Below are 17,827 nucleotides of genomic sequence, written 5' to 3'. Positions count from 1 at the left end.
CATGAGTAATATCACCCCAATCAGGATGCCCCAGTGGGGTCTGGAAATGACCGAGGGCACATTGTCCAACTGGCACGTGAGTGTCGGCGACAGTGTAAGCAAGGGCACCGAAATCGCCGATATCGAGACAGCGAAGATCGTCAACGCGCTGGAAGCCGGTCAGGATATGGCCGGTGTGGTGCGCCGGCTGGTGGCCAATATTGGCGATACCCTGCCGGTTGGCGGCCTGCTGGCGGTCATGGCTGATCCGGCTGTGGATGATGCCGAGATCGATGCCTTCGTCGCCGCGGAAACCGGTGAGGCGCCGGCACCAGCCGCGGCCCCTGCCGCCGCAGCACCGGCCCCTGAACCGGAAGCCGTGCCAGCGCCAGCTGCAACACCCGCGCCCGTGCCGGCACCTCAGGCTCCGGCCACGCCCGCTCCCGCTCCTGCTCCTGCCGCTGCGCCGGCGGCTCCGCAGCAGCCCGCACTGTCGGCTGACGAGCTGGCCCGGATTGCTGAGACCAACAAAGCTGCCCAGGCCAGCCCCGTAGCACTGCGCCTGGCCAACCGTCACGGCATCGACCTGAGCAAGCTGCAGGGCACCGGCCGGCATGGCCGGATATCGGTTGAGGATCTGGCCCAGCAGGCGGGTCTGACGCTGGAGCAGTCTGGGACCTCGCTGCCCGCTGCGGATGCCCAGGCATTGGCGCAGACCAACGCCACGGTTAAGGCGTCCCCGGTGGCGTTGCGTCTCGCCAATCGTCACGGCATCGATCTGCGTGGCATCAAGGGTACCGGCCGCCATGGCCGTGTCTCGGTGGAAGATCTGGACGCGCTGCTGCAGCCGACGCCTGCTTCGCCAGTCGCTTCGGCCAGCGAAGAGGCGTCTGCCGATAACGATGCTGTGTTCCGCGCCGGTCCAGCGGCCCGCCGTCTGGCGGCCGAACTCGGCTTTGATCTGTCCTCGCTGGTCCCCAGCGGCCCGCGGGATGTGGTGCTCAAGGATGACGTGCGTGAAGCATTCCGTTCTGCGCTGCAGGGCATGGCCGGCGGCGAGCGCCCGGTAGCGGACCAGTACGAACTGATCCCGCTGACGCCCATGCGTAAGGCGATCGCCAACAGCCTGACCCACTCCAAGCAGACCGTACCGCACTTCTACCTGACCGTGGACCTGCAGATGGATGCGCTGCTGGCGCTGCGCGAGAAGATGAATTCGCGGCTGGCGGCCAACCAGAAGAAGCTGTCGGTCAATGATTTTGTCATGCGCGCCACGGCGCTGGCGCTGGCCGAGGTACCGGATGCCAATGTGCATTACACCGAGCAGGGCATCAAACGCTTCGCCAATGCCCATCTGTGCCTGGCGGTAGCCATTGAGGGCGGACTGGTGACCCCGGTGATCCGCAATGCCGAGCAGAAGGGCATACATGCCCTGGCCCGCGAGGCGGTAGAACTGGCGCAGAAGGCACGTGATCGCGCGCTCAAGGCCGATCAACTGAGTGGCGGCACCTTTACCGTGTCCAACCTCGGCATGTTCGGCATTCGCCAGTTCGATGCGGTGATCAATCCACCCCAGGGCGGCATCCTCGCCGTAGGTGGCATGCGTCGGGAATGCTTCGAGCAGGAAACCGGCGGTGTGGAGTTCCGGACGGTAATGACGGTGACCATGTCCTGTGATCACCGGGTGATCGATGGTGCGGTTGGGGCGACCTTCCTCAAGGCCCTGCGCGAACTGGTGGAGAATCCGTACTCGCTGATCGGCTGATGCGATCCGGTGCGGGCTGATAATAACAATGACGACATACAAGGGCCGCGAGCATGAACAGGTTCTCTGACAAGGTAGTAGTGGTCACCGGCGCCGCCAGCGGGATAGGCGAGGCTGCGGCCCGCCTGTTCGCCGCCGAGGGCGGCAAGGTGGTGGTGGCGGATGTGAATGCCGCTCGGGGTGAGCAGGTAGCGGCGGATATCGGTGGATTCTTCATGCACACCGATGTCACCCGTGAAGAGGCGATCGAGGCCCTGGTGGCCGCGACCCTGGAACACCATGGCCGGATCGATTGCATGATCAATAACGCCGGCATGGTGGGTGCGGTCGGCAGCATTCTGGAAACCCCCGGCAATTACTGGCGGGCGACGCAGTCCGTGCTGCTGGACAGCGTGTTCTATGGCATCAAGCATGCCGGCCGGGCCATGCGTGAGCAGAAGTCCGGGGTCATCCTCTCGGTCTCCAGCATCGCTGGGGTCATGGGCGGCCTAGGGCCGCATGCCTACACCGCGGCCAAGCATGCGGTGGTGGGGCTGACCCGTTCGGCGGCATCGGAACTGTCCCGTCACGGTATCCGGGTCAATGCCATTGCCCCGGGCACCACGGTGACGGCGCTGATCGAGGAGGTGCGCGGCGGTCGCGAGCAGGCGCTGGCGGCTGCGGCGCAGGTCTCGCCACTGGGTTCTGCGCTGTTGCCGGAGGAAATTGCCGCTGGCCTGCTGTTCCTCGCTGGTGATGCAGCGGCCCACATTACCGGCCATACGCTGGTGGTGGACTCCGGCGTTACCGGTGCGGGCGCCGCCTCTGGTGCCAGCGTCCTCAAGGGGCAATCGATGCGTTTTGTAGGAGCTTCCCATGCAGCAGACTGATTCGTTGACTGGCTTGAAAGACAAGGTGGTGCTGATCACTGGCGCCGCCAGCGGTATTGGCGCCGCTGCCGCCAGAGCCTTCGCCGCTGAGGGCGCCGCACTGGTGTTGTCGGATATCAATGCGCCGGCCGGTGAAGCGCTGGCCAGAGAGCTGAATGGCAGCTTCGTCGCGGCGGATGTGACCCGGGAGGAGCAGATCGAAGCGGCGGTGCAGTTTGCCGTGCAACGCCATGGCCGTCTGGACTGCATGGTCAATAATGCCGGGCTGATCGGCGTGGTGGGATCGCTGCTGGAGACCAGCAAGGCCGATTGGGATCGCACCATGGCGGTGTTGCTGGACAGCGTGTTCTACGGTATCAAGCATGCCGGGCGGCAGATGCGCGAGCAGCGCAGCGGCGTGATTCTCTCGTTGTCGAGCCTGGCCGGGGTCTGTGCCGGCATGGGTCCGCATGTCTACAGCGTTGCCAAGCATGGGGTCATCGCGCTGAGCCGTACTGCCGCCTCGGAGTTGTCGCAGTACGGGGTGCGGGTCAATGCCATTGCCCCCGGGCTGGTGGTGACGCCTTTGGTGGACCAGGTTTACGGGACCCGCGAGGCAACCATCGATAACGCCAGTCAGTCATCGCCCCTGGGCAGCGCGGCCATGCCGAGCGAGATCGCCCAGAGCCTGGTGTACCTGGCCAGTGATGAGGCCCAGCACATTACCGCCCATGCGCTGGTCGTGGACTCAGGTGTGTCCGTGGCAGGTTCCAGTGGCTCGGCGCTGTTCCACGAACGTCCGGTCGGTTTTATGGGCAGGTTGCCCGAATAATCAGAACAACAGCAGCGGTCGGGCGAAGGGCTCACCGCTGGTACACATCAGGAGCAGTAGCTATGCCAATGGTCACTTTCATTCAACCCGACGGGACCTCTCGCGAGGTCAACGTTCTGCCACGCTCCAGCGCCATGAGTGGTGCTGTGCAGAATGGCGTACCGGGGATCCTCGCCGAATGCGGCGGGTCCTGCGCCTGCGCCACCTGCCACGTCTATGTCGATGAGTCCTGCATCGATCTGCTGCCGCCGATCGACCCGCTGGAAGACGATCTGCTGGAAGCGGTAGCTTCCGAGCGCCGTGAAACCAGCCGCCTGAGCTGCCAGATCAAGCTCACGCCGGAACTCGACGGCAAGCTGATTCTGCATATCCCCGAGGCCCAGGTATAACACCGTGAGCGCCATCCCTGCCGGCTCGGCGTCACTGTCACTGCACCATCTCACGGCACTGCAGCTGTCGCCGGTAGAGCTGGTGGATCTGGCAGCGGCGCTGGGTTGTTCACACGTCGGGCTTTTTACCTGTCTGCCGCCAGGCATCGCGACCCGCTTTCCCTGTATCGATACGGACGAGCAGGAAGCCGCCGTGGCTGAGCGCCTGGCCATCACCGGTGTGCGGGTGAATAACGCCGAAGTCTTTGCGCTGCGCGAGGGCGTGGCGCTGGCGGACTACCGTACCGGGCTCGAGCGCGCTGCTCGCCTGGGTGTAGGGCTGGCCACGGTACACCTGCATGAGTCATCACCCAGCCTTGCCCGCACTCTGCTGATCGATTTCTGCAATCTGGCAGCGAGCACGGGGCTGCGGGCGGCATTGGAATTTACCAGTTTTTCCGCAGTGCGGTCGCTGCATGCAGCGCTGCAGGTGCTGGAGTCCATCCAGCATCCGACGGCCTGTCTGGCCATCGACGCACTGCATTTTTTCCGTAACGGCGGCGACCCTGCTGATCTGCATGCGATTCCCCGCGAGTGGGTCGGTTATCTGCAGCTGTGCGACGGCCCGATGGCGCTACCCGGCGATCTTTACCATGAGGCTGTGGCTGCACGCGGGATCCCGGGTACCGGCGAATTTCCGTTGCTGGCGTTGCTGGACGAGCTGGGGCAGGGCGTCATGGTCGATGTGGAGGTCCCCCGGGAGACGGATCGGGGTAATGCCAGCAGCGCAGCCCAACACGCCGCTGAAGCGGTCGAAGCAACCCGTAATCTGATGCGCCAGGCAGGCTGGTGCTGAAAGCGAGGCGAACATGAAAGCAGAACTACAAGAACGTATCCGCGCCGACCTGGAATACGAGGCCGAACGCGAAGGGCCGCCGCCGGGGTTTCCGGCGTTTCCGGAAATTCCGGCGGCGCGCTATACCAGTGAAGAATTCCATCAGCTGGAGCTGGAACAGATCTTCAGCAAGTGCTGGCTGCCGGTGGCCCGCCTCGAAGAGCTGGAAAAACCCGGCAGCTTCCTGGTGTGGAAGAAGGTCGGTCGGCCGATCCTGATTGTGCTGGGCAAGGATCACGTAGTGCGGGCTTTCTATAACAGCTGCCGGCACCGGGGCGCGGCGCTGACGCCAGCGGACCGCGGGCAATGCAATATCCTGCGCTGCCAGTACCACAGCTGGGCCTACGATTTCACCGGCAAGCTGATCGCCGTGCCGGATGAAGGTGACTTCTGCGGCCTGAACAAGGCAGAGCTGCCGCTGATCGGCGTGCGCTGTGAAGTCTACGGCGGCACCATCTATATCAACCTGGATAACGACGCGCCGCCGCTGCTCGAGCATCTGGCCCCCATGCTGGATGAATGGGCCTGCATGGAACTGGAGAAATTGCGCGTAGTGCATCGCCGCTCGACCATCATCGGCTGCAACTGGAAAGCGGCGGTGGATGCCTTCCAGGAGGTCTATCACATCAATACCGTGCACCGGGACAGTATCGGCTATGCCCTGAACCACAAGGCATCGGCCATGGGCCTGTTCGACGGCGGTCATTCGCGCATGGTCACCGCCTACAATCCATGGGCATTGACCACCCTGGGCATGGATTCTCCGGATACCCCGGATATCGTCGGTGCCACGCCGCTGCACCGCCAGAGCAGTACTGCCTACCTGACGTTTCCCAACATGATCACACCCTTCCGCTCGATCTTCGTGCAGCAGCTGCGGTTCTGGCCGCGCGGTGTCAACGAGTGCGAGATGGAAGTGGTCGGCCTGGGGCCGGACTGGGGCGAGGGCGAACGCCCTGCATACTGGGACAAGGCCAATCCTGCCTTCGATAAGGTGTTGGATGAGGACCTGGAGAACCTCGGCTCGATTCAGACCTCCATGCGCTCCAACGCGTTTCCCGGTCTGCGCCTGAGTTATCAGGAGCGCCGCCTCTATTGGACCCATGAAGAGATCGATCGGCGTATCGGCGTGGAGCGGATCCCTGAGCATCTGCGGGTCACGCCCATGCTGGATAAATATGTTGAACAGACTGGCTCACCGGAGGCACCTTGATGGAAAGCAATAACGAATTCGTCCAGCGCGAGGACCAGTCGGTCTACGAGACCGAGCAACCGGTGTTGTATGAGGTGAAGGAAGGCGTGGCGATTGTCACCATGAATCGCCCCACCTTCAATAATGCCCAGAACGGGCAGATGACCTACGCCCTGGATGCGGCCTTCCGCCGGGCAGTGGATGACGATACGGTCAAGACCATTCTGCTCAAGGGTGCCGGCAAGCACTTTTCCGCGGGGCACGATATCGGCACACCGGGGCGCGATATCGACAAACCCATGGATCGAGTGAATATGTGGTGGGACCACACCAACAAGCCGGGTGGTGAGTTTCTCTATGTGCGCGAGCAGGAAGCCTACCTGAACATGTGTCGGCGCTGGCGGGATATCCCCAAGCCGACCATCGCCGTGGTGCAGGGTGCCTGTATTGCCGGCGGGCTGATGCTGGCCTGGGTCTGTGACCTGATCGTCGCCAGTGAGGACGCCTTCTTCCAGGACCCGGTGGTGCGCATGGGTATCCCGGGCGTCGAATACTTTGCCCATCCCTATGAGCTGAATCCGCGCATTGCCAAGGAATTCCTGTTTCTCGGCGGACGCATGCCGGCCCAGCGGGCCTATGAAATGGGCATGGTCAACCGCATCGCCCCGCGCGATCAGCTCGATGACCAGGCCATGGAGATGGCGCTGGCCATCGCCAAGCAGCCGCGCCTGGCATTGGCGCTGACCAAGCAGGCGATCAACCATATCGAGGACCTGCAGGGCAAGCGCACCGGGATGGAAGCGGCTTTTGCCTGGCATCACTTCGCCCATAGCCACAGCGAGCTGATCTCCGGTGACCGCATTGGTGGTTATGACGCCAGGGCCATGGCCAAGGCCAACAAGGACGGTCAGTAACCCCCTTCCCCCCCCGAGAGGGTAGTTGTCGCTACCCCTGCCGCTTTTTAGTCTGGTGTTAATCCATGGCCCCGTTACCGGGGCCATGTGTCAACCAGAACACCAGAGGTGAGCGGCGTGACCCTGAGCAAACACCAACTCCTGCGGGCCTACCGCAGAATGCGGGAAATCCGCGAGTTCGAAGAGCGGCTGCAGGTGGAAAACACCAGCGGCGAGATTCCCGGTTTCCTGCACCTGTATACCGGTCAGGAAGCCATTGCGGTGGGTGTCTGTGAGCACCTGAGCGATATCGACTATATCGGTTCCACCCACCGCGGCCACGGCCACTGCATCGCCAAGGGCTGCGATCTGAACGGCATGATGGCCGAGATCTACGGCAAGGAGACCGGCCTGTGCCGAGGCAAGGGTGGCTCCATGCATATTGCCGACCTGGAGCGCGGCATGCTCGGTGCCAATGCCATCGTCGGCGGCGCGCCGCCGCTGGCCGTCGGTGCCGCGCTGAGTGCCAAAACCCTCGGCACTGGCGGGGTGGCCGTGGCCTTTACCGGCGACGGCGGCTCCAACCAGGGGCTGGTATTCGAGGCAATGAACATGGCGGTCGTGCTGCAGCTGCCGGTGATCTTCATGTTCGAAAACAATGGTTATGGCGAGGCCACCGGCCACGATTACGCCGTGGGCAGCCGGGATATTGCCGGGCGCGCTGCGGGCTTTGGCTTGCCGGCAGTCAAGGTGGATGGCACGGATTTCTTTGCCGTGCACGAAGCCATGGGCGCGGCGGTGGAGCGGGCACGCAGCGGCCAGGGCCCCAGCGTGATCGAGGCGGTGGCCATGCGCTGGCGTGGACATTTCGAGGGCGATGCCATGCTCTACCGCGCCGACGGCGAGGTGGCTGAGCTGCGTGCCAGCAAGGATCCACTGCAGCTGTTTCTGCAGCGCGTGGAAGGACAGTTGCCACAGGAGGATATCGACGCTGTCGACCGTGAGGTGGCAGCAGCAATCGACGAAGCGGTCGCACGGGCCCGGGCGGCCAATCCGCCCGCCGCGGAGCAGGTGCTCACCGACGTTTACGTGTCCTATTGAGGCAGATCATGACTATCAAGACTTTTCGTGAAGCGCTGAACGAAGCGCTGGTGCAGGAAATGGAGCGCGACCAGCGGGTCGTGCTCATGGGGGAAGATGTCCGCGGTGGCAGTGGTGGTTCGGCGCAGGACGTCGAAGCCTATGGCGGCGTGCTCGGTGTGACCAAGGGGCTGTGGGGGCGTTTTGGCTCGTCCCGGGTGATTGACACGCCGATTACCGAGTCGGCGCTGTTGGGGATGGCCGCGGGTTCCGCGGTGACCGGTCTACGTCCGGTGGCCGACCTCATGTTCATGGATTTCTTCGGCGTGTCCCATGACATGCTGTACAACCAGGCCGCCAAGTTTCGCTACATGTTCGGCGGCAAGGCGAAAACCCCGATGGTGGTACGCGGCATGATAGGCGCGGGTTACGGCGCCGGTGCCCAGCATTCCCAGTCGCCGTACAACATCTTCGCCACCACGCCGGGGTTGAAAGTGGTCGTGCCGTCCTCGCCCTACGATGCCAAGGGGCTGCTGATCCAGGCGATCCGCGACGATGATCCGGTGGTCTTTTGTGAGCACAAGACCCTGTACAAGATGGAAGGGGAAGTGCCGGATGAGGCCTACCCAATTCCCTTTGGCACGGCCCGTTACACCCGTGAAGGGGACGACGTCACCATCATTGCCCTGGCGGCCATGGTGCACCGCGCCAATGCGGTGGCGGACAAGTTGGCCGCCGAGGGTATTTCTGTCGAAGTGGTCGACCCGCGCACCATCTCGCCCCTGGACGAGGAAGGCATTCTCGAGTCGGTAGACTGGACCGGCCGGGTGGTGATCGTCGATGAATCCGCCGCCCGGGTCGGCTTTGCCCATGACGTCGCCGCGCTGATTGCGTCCAAGGGCTTCCGCTCACTCAAGGCGCCCATCGAACTGGTAACGCCGCCCCATACCCCGGTGCCCTTTGCGCCATCGCTGGAACAGGCCTGGCTGCCGAATGCCGCGCGGATCGAAGCTGCCGTGCGCAAAGTGCTGGAGGCCTGAGATGAGCGATATCAGGCCGATAGAGGTCCCCAAGTGGGGACTGACCATGGAGGAAGGCACCCTGAGTGCCTGGCTGGTGCAGGAAGGCCAGGCTTTCCACAAGGGGGACGAGCTCTGCGAGATCGAGACCAGCAAGATCGCCAATGCGCTGGAGGCTCCATTTGATGGCGTGTTGCGGCGGATCCTGGTCGAGCCCGGCATTACCTTGCCGGTAGGGGCGTTGCTGGCCATCACCGCACCTGCGGCGGTCAGCGATAGCGAGATCGATACCTACTTGGCGACCCGGCAACCGGGGCAGGCAGCATCGGCCGCCCCGGCGGCGCCAACGGTTGCCGATACGCCACCCGCACCCGCACCCGCACCCGCACCCGCACCCGCACCCGCACCCGTGTCAGTGCCTGCTGCGCCAGCCATGGCTGAGGTAAAGCGGGTTTCCACAAGCGGTATCCCTGCGTCGTTGCGGGGCGAAACCGGCTCCGCGGTATTGGCCACGCCCCATGCCTGGCGGCTGGCCCAGCGCGAAGGTATCGACCTGGGCAGAGTGACTGGCAGTGGGCGGGAAGGGCGCATCTCGGTCGAGGATGTCGTGCTGGCCGTGTGCGCCGCCGGCGGCAGTCTGCCGCTGCGTGAGCAGGCGGCCTCGCCAGGCGTCACCGGCGATGACAGCCAGGTGGCAGCCACGCCGATCGCCCGCCGCTTGGCAGCGGCCAGGGGCATCGACCTGCGCCAGTGCCGCGCCACCGGTAGTCGCGGTCGGGTATGCCGGGCGGATGTGGAGGCATTGCTGTCCATGCGTCAGGACGCTGTGCCGACTCTCACCGAAGCTCCGCTCTCCGCGCAGGGGGCAACGGTAACCGAACAACCACTGTCCGCCATGCGCCGGACCATTGCTGCGCGCTTGCAGGCGTCCAAGCAATCGGCACCGCATTACCGGGTCAGCATGGATCTGGACCTGGAGGCTCTGCTGACGCTGCGCGATACCCTCAACGGCGCAGTGCTGGGCTTGAAGATCTCGGTCAATGACATGCTGGTCAAGGCTTCGGCCCAGGCCCTGATGGCGGTGCCGGAGCTGAATGTGCAGTACGACGAGCAGCGGCAGGTGATCAGGCAACTGGCCGATGCCGACATCGCCGTGGCGGTGGCCATTGATGGTGGACTGATCACACCCATCGTTGCCGCTGCCAACCGCCAAAGCCTTGGTGAGATCTCCACTCGGATACGCGATCTGGCCACCCGCGCCAAAGCCGGGACCCTCAAGCCGGCGGAGTTCCAGGGCGGTAGTTTCAGTATTTCCAACCTGGGCATGCACGGGGTCCGGCAGTTCGACGCCATCATCAACCCGCCGCAGGTGGCCATTCTGGCGGTCGGTGCGGCCGCGGAACAGGTGGTGGCGCGGGATGGGCAGATGGTGATTCGCCGGCAACTGACGGCTTCGCTGTCCAGTGATCACCGCGTGGTTGATGGCGCGCTGGCTGCCCGTTTCATGAAAGAACTCAAGCGGCTGGTGGAAACCCCAGCGCTGCTCATGGTGTGAGGTGACGATGTCGCGCATGTATGACGTGGCGGTGATAGGTGCCGGTCCCGGCGGCTATGTAGCCGCTCTGCGGGCGGCCCAGTTGGGGCTGCGCACCTTGCTGGTGGAGCGGGAGGAACTGGGCGGCATCTGTCTGAACTGGGGCTGCATCCCGACCAAGGCACTGCTCAAGGGCGCGGACGTGCTGCAGTCCTGTCGGGACGCCGCCCGTTTCGGTATCCGGGTGGACAATATCCAGGTGGATATCCAGGGCCTGGTCGCCCACAGCCGCCAGGTGTCCGACACCCTGGTGGGCGGCATCGGCTATCTGTTGAAGAAGCGGGGTGTCGAGGTACTGCGCGGTGAAGCTCGGCTGACCGGCAAGGGCAAGCTGAGCGTGTCCCTGCCGGATGGCGCTCAGGTGTTTTCCGCTCGTCATATCATCCTCGCCACCGGTGCCAGGGCGCGCGGCTTGCCGGGCTTTCCGCTCGGCCATCCCGGCATCTGGACCTACCGCGAGGCGCTGCGCCCGACCGAACTACCCGCTTCGTTGCTGATTGCCGGGGCCGGTGCCATCGGCTGTGAATTCGCCAGTCTGTACAACGATCTGGGCGTTGAGGTCACCCTGGTGGAGCAGGCGCCGCGGCTGTTACCGCTGGAGGACGAGGAAGTCTCGGCCCATATGCAGCGCGCCTTTGAGGCGCGGGGCATTACTGTGCACACGGGTGCCAGCCTGAGCTGGCAGGGCGCTGGCGAGCGAGTGGTATGTCAGCTGACGCAGGGCGGCAACAGCGCCTCGATCGAGGCCGAGCGCCTGCTGCTGGCCACGGGTGTGCAGCCCAACAGCGAGGGCCTGGGGTTGGAGCCGCTCGGCGTGCAGCAGGAACGCGGTTTTATCACGATAGATCAGTGGTGCCGGACCAATGTGGCTGGGCTGTATGCCATTGGCGACCTCGCCGGTGGGCCTTGCCTGGCGCACAAGGCCAGTCATGAAGCGCTGCTGTGCGTGGATCATCTTGCCGGCGTGGACGGGGCGGCGCCGCTGGATCGCCTGCTGGTTCCGTCCTGCACCTACGCCAGGCCGCAGGTCGCCAGCGTCGGGCTGACCGAGCAGGCGGCACGGGCAACGGGTCGCGCGCTGCGGGTTGGTCGCTTTGCCCTGCAGGCCAATGGCAAGGCGCTGGCTGCCGGCGAGGCGGACGGTTTCGCCAAGACGCTGTGGGATGAGGAAACGGGCGAGCTGTTGGGTGCCCATCTGGTCGGCCATGAAGCCACCGAGCAGATCCATGTACTGGGTCTGGCACGGCAACTGGAGGCAGGTGATGAGGAACTGGCGCAGATGATCTTCGCCCATCCGACCCTGTCCGAAGCGATCCATGAGTCCGTGCTGGATGGCATGGGCCGTTCCCTGCATCAGTAGGAGACCGTCATGGACGCAGCAGATATTCCGGAAGAGCACCGCGGCCGCAGCGGGCGCGGTGGGCAGACCCACTTTCCCGCACCGGGCAGCAAGCGCAACCTGCTGGTGGTGACCCGTGGTCACGCCTTCCAGCGTGATCCCTTCTACGGGATATTCGAGGACAATCCGGCCATCGAATGGTCGGCGGTGGAGCACCCGGCGGCCCAGCTGCTGTTCAACCCGGAGGCGGCCCGGCATTTCGACTGTTATGTGCTGTATGACATGCCTGGTATCCAGTTTGTCCGGGACGGTGACCGCAAGCCGATCTTTCATCCGCCGCCGGACTTCTACCAGCAGGGCTTGCTGGCCATGCTGGAGCAGGGTACGCCGCTGGTCATACTGCACCATGCCATCGCCGCCTGGCCGGCGTGGCCGCAATGGGCGGATATCGTCGGCGGCCGATTCCACTATCAGCCGGTGCAGCAGGTGGGTGAGCTGAAACCTGATTCCGGGTATCGGCTCAACGTCACGCACCGGATCTCACCGGTGTCGGACCATCCCATAGTCGCTGGGCTGGAGTCCTTCGACCTGACCGACGAGCTGTATCTGTTCGATGTCCATACCGCTGATATCGAACCCTTGCTGGTCAGCGATTTCAATTTCACCGACAGCGAGTTCTTCTCCGCCAAGCGAGCGTTGGACGGGCATATGAATGACCGCCAGGGCTGGCAGCATCCGCCCGGCAGTGCGCTGATCGGTTGGGTCAAGCACTACGCCAACAGTCCTATCGTCTACCTGCAGTGTGGCGATGGGCCCGCGGCTTACCAGCATCCGCAATTTCGCCAGTTGCTCAACCAGGCGATCGACTGGGCCTGCTCGGCGCCGGCGCGCGACTGGGTAAAACGACGTAGGGCAGATCGATAACATCAATAGCTTCGATAACAACAAGAATGGGAGTTTCAGCGTGACCAGAGTCAATGATTACGACGTGATCGTGGTAGGGGGCGGTGGCGGTGGTCTGGCCGCCGCCCTGGAAGCCAGGCGTGCCGGTGCTTCCGTGGTGATACTGGAGGCGGACAAGCATCTGGGCGGGGCGACCGCTAATTCGGGCGGGGTGTTCTACGCCTGCGGTACATCGATACAGCGGCAAGCAGGCATAGAGCACGACACGCCGCAGGCGGTGTACGACTACCTGATGACCCTCAACCAGTGGGATGCGCGGCCGGATCTGATCCGCTTCTATGCCGAGCGCTGTGGTTCGACATTGGAATGGCTGATCGAGCTGGGCGCGGTATTCTCGCCGCGCTGGTTGACGTGCTCTGGCGTTGACAGTGTGCCCCGCGGCCATTCCTGCGAGGGTGCCGGCCAGGGCATTGCCGATGCGCTGATCAACGCGGTGGGCGTGGCCGATATTGAGGTGGTACTCGATTGCCGGGTGCAATCGCTGATCCGGGAGGATGGCCGGGTGGTTGGTGTCCGGGCCCAGGATACCGAGCTGTATGCGGCCAGCGTGGTGGTCACCACCGGCGGCTTCGGCAACAGCCCGGAGATGATCCGCAAGCATTACCCGTCCGCCTGGCATGAAGGCTGGACCTGGGCGGTGCATCGTAACAACCCCTTTATTCTCGGCGACGGTATCACCCTCGGCGAGGCGGTGGGCGCCGCCATCGTCGGCCACGATACCGGCCTGACGCTGCCCACCTCGGGCTTCTGGCAGGCGCTGGAACCCTGGTTGCCGCCGTGGATCATGGTGGTCAACCAGCGCGGTGAGCGTTTCATGTCGGAGCTGTCGCCCTATACCGTGTGTGGCTATCTGATTGAAAAGCAGCCGGAGCGGCGGGCCTGGGCGATCTTCGATGATCGGGCGATGGTCGAGGCCAGCATGGATATCCGCTACCTGGACCCGTACAACGCCGGTATCAATATCCCCACCTGGGAGGAGCTGACCATCCGTGATCAGGTGGCCAAGGGACGGGTGAAGGCCAGTGATTCCCTCGAAGGACTGGCGGCCGAGGTTGGCATCGATGCCGTGACGCTTGAACGCTCCGTTGAGATGTACAACCAGGGCTGCGATCAGGGTGAGGATATTCACTTTCACAAACAGGCGCCGAAGTTGTTCCCGATCCGTACTGGCCCCTTCTATGCGGTGGAAATTCGCTCGGCGATCATAGGCAATACGGCTGCGGGGCTGGATATCGATACCGGCACCCGGGTGCTGGACCAACACCAGCGACCCATTCCCGGCCTGTACGCCGCGGGTGAAGTACTCGGTTGTTTCCAGGGCGCACGTTATGGCGGCGGTGGTCTGGCTGTGGGTAACGCTATCGTATTCGGTCGGGAGGCTGGTGTACGGGCAGCCGCCCACGCACTGCAAGGGGCTCAGTCATGAAGATCGCATTGATAACCGGGGCGGCATCCGGACTCGGGGCGGCCATTGCCCAGCGGCTGCATGCCGATGGCATGTGGGTCATCCTCACCGATATTGACCAGCCGGGTGGTCAGCAAAGAGTGGCGGAGCTCGGCGAACGGGCCGAGTTCTTTGCGCTGGACGTGACCCGCGAGGATCGCTGGCGGGAACTCATGGCTTGGGTCCATCAGCAGCATGGCCGGTTGGACGTGCTGGTCAACAATGCCGGCATCACCACCATGGGCAGTATCGAGACCCTGAGTCTGGAACTGCTCAAGCGCGAGTTCGCGGTCAATGTGGACAGCGTGTTTCTTGGCTGCCAGAACGCCATCGGCCTGATGAAGACCACCGGTGGCGCCATCATCAATATCGCCTCCGGCTGCAGCCGCAAGGTCAAGGCCGAGCTGGCTGGCTACAACGCTAGCAAGGCGGCGGTCACCATGTTGAGCAAGACGGTGGCGCTGCACTGCGCGCGGCAGAACTATGGCATCCGGGTCAACACGGTTCATCCGGGCGCCACGCGCACGCCCATTGTGGACAAGGTACTGCAGCAGTCGGAGCAGCCGGAAGCCTTGCTTGCCAGCTTTGTTGCGGACCATCCCATCGGGCGGATCGGCGAGCCGCAGGACATTGCGGCCATGGTGTCCTTCCTTGCCTCGGATCAGGCCAGTTTCGCGACTGGCGCGGAGTTCTTCGTCGATGGCGGCATGACGCTCTGAGGTGCGGCCTGGTCCGGGATCAGGCCCAGTTGCCGAGCCCGGATCAACGCCTGCATGCGATTGCCGACCTGCAATTTGAAGAAGATGTTCTTCAGATGCCACTTGACCGTTTCGGCGGAGATGGCCAGCGAGCGGGCGATGACCTTGTTCGCTGAACCGGTAGCGACCATCGCCAGTACCTGCTGCTCGCGCTCACTGAGCAGCGGCTCGTGCGGGTGGCGGGGTGCCAGGCTGCCGGTCTGCGGAAAGTAGCCCAGCAGCTCATCGATATAGTGGCCGAGCGGCTCGGTACAGTCCGGACTGGTGCGAACGGTCTGCAGCATCTCGACCAGGATCGGGCTGCTTTCCACGAAGCTCTGGCGTAACTGCTGTTGTGCGCCTCGTTGTAGCAAGGGCAGTAGCCCGGCCATGGCCGAGGCCTGGCGCCCCAATTTCCAGTCGCAGCACAGCCGCAGGGTTTCCAGTTGCAACCAGGCCAGCACCCGCCCGCGTTGCAGCAACTGGCGGGCCAATGGCCCCAACTGCCGGGAGGCAGCGAGATAGTCGCCGTGGTGCATGGCCAGGCGGGCATGCTGCAGGGTGATCAGTTCGTTGATCTCCCGGCAACTGGAGGGGGCCAACTGGTCATGGGCATCGCGCAGTTGCTCAAGCTGGGTGAGGCGCAGCTGCGCCTCTGCCAGGTGCCCCCGAGCGAGCTTCAGGTGAATATCTTCCGACAGCATGCCGGCGCTGAATCGTGGCCAATGCCGCTGCCGCGCCAGGTGCAAACCCTGTTCGATCAGTTGTTCGGCCCGACCGGATGGCTGCTGCCCATGGCCGCGAATCAAGCTGCGATAGACCTTGAGCAGACCGTCGAGTGTGGCGGTACGCTCGATCAGTGACAGTTCCGGTTCGATCTTCGCCGTCAACTCGCTCCACTGGCGCCGCTCATGCAGCAGTTCGGCAAGATGGGCGCGGAGAATGATGACACCGTTCGACTGGCTACCGGTGGCATTTTCCGCCCGGGCAAGCGCCTCCAGAAAGAACCGGCCGGCGGTGTTCGGGTCGGCCTGGCGCATGTAGACCTGACCCAGGATGCTCGCCCGATAGAGGGTGACCAGCAGGTTATCCTTGCTATCGCTGTCCAGGGGCTGCTGCCGCTGCAGGTCCAGCACCTCGCCATGGCGGCCCTGGGCGAGATAGGAGGAACTGAGACCATTGCAGATGAGGCCGGCAATCCAGGGTGGCAGGTCCGACAGCCTGGGCAACAGTGGTTCGAGAAGATGTTCGGCACGCAGCGGATCATCGGCCAGCACCGCGCATACGGCAGCCACTGCACGGATTTCCAACTGCATGGCGTCGCCTTGCGGCCCCTGGGACGAGGCCAGCACGTTGGCATCCTCCAGCAATTGATGGCACTCGGCGAAACGAAAGTGATGGGCCAACACCCAGGCGAGCGTCAGCTGCAGCCGCAGGCTGTGGGTATAGGCGGCCTTGGGCAGTTGCCGGAGCCAGCGCAGCAATATATCCAGGTCGCCCTGTTCCGCCAGATTGCGGGCGCCCGCTTCGAGGTCGCTCAGGTCCTGACCAAGCAGGCCGTCGGGAGCCGTTTGCAGGGCATGCCGGATGGCCTGCGGCCACTGATGCGCCTGGGCCAGATGCTGGCTGGCCAGCATATGCAGCTGCGCAACATCATGCTCACGGCTGCGCAGCAGGCGGGCCTGCAGGGTTTCCGCAAACAGCTGGTGCAGGCGGTAGCTGGGCGTCTGCTCATCCACCAGGGTGATGAACAGATTCCTGCTCACCAGCCAGTGCAGGATGTCCTCGGCGTCCTGGCGCTGGGTGACCGCATTGCAGATATCTGCGGATAACTCGTTGAGGATGCTGGTCTTGAGCAGGAAGTCATGGATCGGCGCCGGCAGGGAGCTGAGCACGATATCGTCGAAGAAGCGACTGACGACGCGGACGCCTTCCCTGAGTTGCTTCAGTGCATCGCCCGGCGCCAGCTGGAAAGTCGAGCTGGTAGCCAGCATCTGCAGACCGGTGGCCCAGCCCTCGGATAGGTCCATCAGTTGCTGCAGGGCGTCGTCGGGCAGGCCCAGGCCGCTGCGCAGAGTGAAGTAGTCGCGGGTTTCCTCCGCGGTGAAAGCCAGCTCCCGGGCATCGCATTCCAACAGCTGGCCGCGGTAACGCAGGGGCGTCAGTGATAGTTCGGTAGTGCAGCGCGTGCCCAGGCAGACCCGCAGGTTGTCGGGAGCGTTGTCCAGCAGGTACTGCAGCCTGGCCTGCGTCGTCGGATTGGTCAGTGTCTGGATATTGTCCAGCAGCAGAACTACCGGGTGCCCCAGCTCGGTCAGTTCATTGAGAAGGTAAGCCATGGTCATCTGGAACTGCGGACTGGTGTCCCGGGCGAATATGTCCCGCAGGGAAACGCGCCATTGACTGGGCAGTGACTCGAGCAGCGTCAACAGGCTGAGCATGAACTGGGGCAGGGAGTTGTCATCGCTGTTCAGCGAAAGCCAGCCGACGTGGGTATCCCGGCTTTTCAGCTCGCCATGGAGCTGGCGCAGGAGAGTGGTCTTGCCAAAACCGGCAGGAGCGTTGATCAGGGCGACGCGATAGCGCCCCACGTTGAGCAGGCGATCTTCCAGGCGCGGCCGTGGCAGGGGCGGGCTCAGGTCCTGCGGTGGCCGCAGGCGGGTCTGCACCACCGGCGTTGCCAGGGCATGGTCGAGAAAAGCGATGTCGACGCTGTTCTTGCGGTATTTAAAGCCAGTCGGACTGTTCATTGATGGTCCGCTCCGTTTTTATGGTTCTCGCTGCTTGTCTGATATATAGAGGGTTTGTGGCTGGTAAATCAACCCCTGTTTTTCCATTTAATGATAAAACAGTTTATCTTGATTGTTATATGTGCAAGC

General features: G+C 63.7%; 15 protein-coding genes. 14 read left to right on the top strand and 1 reads right to left on the bottom strand.

Going from position 1 to position 17,827, the window contains the following annotated elements:
* Window position 1: 1 nt before the first annotated feature.
* The 14 genes from DHB74_RS09840 to DHB74_RS09775 all read left to right on the top strand — a co-directional run bounded on the left by DHB74_RS09840 (window position 2) and on the right by DHB74_RS09775 (window position 14,930).
* Complete coding sequence (locus DHB74_RS09840; RefSeq protein ID WP_499161329.1) at window positions 2-1,744, top strand: dihydrolipoamide acetyltransferase family protein; 1,743 nt, start codon at window positions 2-4, stop codon at window positions 1,742-1,744.
* A gap of 53 nt (window positions 1,745-1,797) precedes the next feature.
* Complete coding sequence (locus tag DHB74_RS09835; RefSeq protein WP_499161328.1) at window positions 1,798-2,613, top strand: SDR family oxidoreductase; 816 nt, start codon at window positions 1,798-1,800, stop codon at window positions 2,611-2,613.
* Window positions 2,600-3,424 (top strand): glucose 1-dehydrogenase, encoded by an 825-nt coding sequence (locus DHB74_RS09830; RefSeq protein WP_499161327.1) that lies wholly within the window; start codon window positions 2,600-2,602, stop codon window positions 3,422-3,424. The genes DHB74_RS09835 and DHB74_RS09830 overlap by 14 nt, the downstream gene beginning before the upstream one ends.
* Window positions 3,425-3,486: 62 nt before the next feature.
* A complete protein-coding gene (locus DHB74_RS09825; RefSeq protein ID WP_496393979.1) occupies window positions 3,487-3,813 on the top strand; it encodes a 2Fe-2S iron-sulfur cluster-binding protein in 327 nt (108 codons plus the stop codon).
* Between the two features lie 4 nt (window positions 3,814-3,817).
* Window positions 3,818-4,648, top strand: a complete 831-nt coding sequence (locus DHB74_RS09820; RefSeq protein ID WP_499161326.1) for a sugar phosphate isomerase/epimerase family protein — start codon at window positions 3,818-3,820, stop codon at window positions 4,646-4,648.
* A gap of 13 nt (window positions 4,649-4,661) precedes the next feature.
* On the top strand, window positions 4,662-5,900 hold the full coding sequence (locus tag DHB74_RS09815; protein ID WP_499161325.1) for an aromatic ring-hydroxylating oxygenase subunit alpha: 1,239 nt from the start codon (window positions 4,662-4,664) through the stop codon (window positions 5,898-5,900).
* A complete protein-coding gene (locus tag DHB74_RS09810) occupies window positions 5,900-6,793 on the top strand; it encodes an enoyl-CoA hydratase (protein ID WP_499161324.1) in 894 nt (297 codons plus the stop codon). The genes DHB74_RS09815 and DHB74_RS09810 overlap by 1 nt, the downstream gene beginning before the upstream one ends.
* Before the next feature lie 159 nt (window positions 6,794-6,952).
* Complete coding sequence (locus DHB74_RS09805; protein WP_499161389.1) at window positions 6,953-7,873, top strand: thiamine pyrophosphate-dependent dehydrogenase E1 component subunit alpha; 921 nt, start codon at window positions 6,953-6,955, stop codon at window positions 7,871-7,873.
* A gap of 8 nt (window positions 7,874-7,881) precedes the next feature.
* Window positions 7,882-8,892 (top strand): alpha-ketoacid dehydrogenase subunit beta, encoded by a 1,011-nt coding sequence (locus DHB74_RS09800; protein WP_499161323.1) that lies wholly within the window; start codon window positions 7,882-7,884, stop codon window positions 8,890-8,892.
* 1 nt (window position 8,893) lies between these two features.
* A complete protein-coding gene (locus tag DHB74_RS09795) occupies window positions 8,894-10,426 on the top strand; it encodes a dihydrolipoamide acetyltransferase family protein (RefSeq protein WP_499161322.1) in 1,533 nt (510 codons plus the stop codon).
* A gap of 7 nt (window positions 10,427-10,433) precedes the next feature.
* Window positions 10,434-11,825 carry a dihydrolipoyl dehydrogenase gene (gene lpdA / locus DHB74_RS09790; protein ID WP_499161321.1) on the top strand — a complete coding sequence of 464 codons (1,392 nt, stop codon included), beginning with the start codon at window positions 10,434-10,436 and terminating at the stop codon, window positions 11,823-11,825.
* Window positions 11,826-11,834: 9 nt separating this feature from the next.
* Entirely contained in the window at window positions 11,835-12,728 is an 894-nt protein-coding gene (locus tag DHB74_RS09785) for a ThuA domain-containing protein (RefSeq protein ID WP_499161320.1), read from the top strand.
* Window positions 12,729-12,768: 40 nt separating this feature from the next.
* Window positions 12,769-14,193, top strand: coding sequence for an FAD-dependent oxidoreductase (locus tag DHB74_RS09780; RefSeq protein WP_499161319.1), 1,425 nt, complete (start codon window positions 12,769-12,771; stop codon window positions 14,191-14,193).
* Complete coding sequence (locus DHB74_RS09775; protein ID WP_499161318.1) at window positions 14,190-14,930, top strand: glucose 1-dehydrogenase; 741 nt, start codon at window positions 14,190-14,192, stop codon at window positions 14,928-14,930. The genes DHB74_RS09780 and DHB74_RS09775 overlap by 4 nt, the downstream gene beginning before the upstream one ends.
* Here the strand turns inward: DHB74_RS09775 and DHB74_RS09770 are convergent.
* Entirely contained in the window at window positions 14,873-17,698 is a 2,826-nt protein-coding gene (locus DHB74_RS09770; RefSeq protein WP_499161317.1) for a winged helix-turn-helix domain-containing protein, read from the bottom strand. The genes DHB74_RS09775 and DHB74_RS09770 overlap by 58 nt on opposite strands.
* Window positions 17,699-17,827: the final 129 nt, after the last annotated feature.

This window comes from Pseudomonas sp. G11-1 (assembly GCF_024031555.1).
Taxonomy (GTDB): domain Bacteria; phylum Pseudomonadota; class Gammaproteobacteria; order Pseudomonadales; family Pseudomonadaceae; genus Halopseudomonas; species Halopseudomonas bauzanensis.
Note: the sequence above shows the minus strand (reverse complement) of the source record. Positions and strands in the feature narration are given on the sequence as shown.

Coding starts and splice junctions, on each gene's coding strand:
- DHB74_RS09840 (WP_499161329.1), top strand. CDS start 2: ATGAGTAATATCACCCCAATCAGGATGCCCCAGTGGGGTCTGGAAATG.
- DHB74_RS09835 (WP_499161328.1), top strand. CDS start 1,798: ATGAACAGGTTCTCTGACAAGGTAGTAGTGGTCACCGGCGCCGCCAGC.
- DHB74_RS09830 (WP_499161327.1), top strand. CDS start 2,600: ATGCAGCAGACTGATTCGTTGACTGGCTTGAAAGACAAGGTGGTGCTG.
- DHB74_RS09825 (WP_496393979.1), top strand. CDS start 3,487: ATGCCAATGGTCACTTTCATTCAACCCGACGGGACCTCTCGCGAGGTC.
- DHB74_RS09815 (WP_499161325.1), top strand. CDS start 4,662: ATGAAAGCAGAACTACAAGAACGTATCCGCGCCGACCTGGAATACGAG.
- DHB74_RS09810 (WP_499161324.1), top strand. CDS start 5,900: ATGGAAAGCAATAACGAATTCGTCCAGCGCGAGGACCAGTCGGTCTAC.
- DHB74_RS09805 (WP_499161389.1), top strand. CDS start 6,953: ATGCGGGAAATCCGCGAGTTCGAAGAGCGGCTGCAGGTGGAAAACACC.
- DHB74_RS09800 (WP_499161323.1), top strand. CDS start 7,882: ATGACTATCAAGACTTTTCGTGAAGCGCTGAACGAAGCGCTGGTGCAG.
- DHB74_RS09795 (WP_499161322.1), top strand. CDS start 8,894: ATGAGCGATATCAGGCCGATAGAGGTCCCCAAGTGGGGACTGACCATG.
- lpdA (WP_499161321.1), top strand. CDS start 10,434: ATGTCGCGCATGTATGACGTGGCGGTGATAGGTGCCGGTCCCGGCGGC.
- DHB74_RS09785 (WP_499161320.1), top strand. CDS start 11,835: ATGGACGCAGCAGATATTCCGGAAGAGCACCGCGGCCGCAGCGGGCGC.
- DHB74_RS09775 (WP_499161318.1), top strand. CDS start 14,190: ATGAAGATCGCATTGATAACCGGGGCGGCATCCGGACTCGGGGCGGCC.
- DHB74_RS09770 (WP_499161317.1), bottom strand. CDS start 17,698: ATGAACAGTCCGACTGGCTTTAAATACCGCAAGAACAGCGTCGACATC.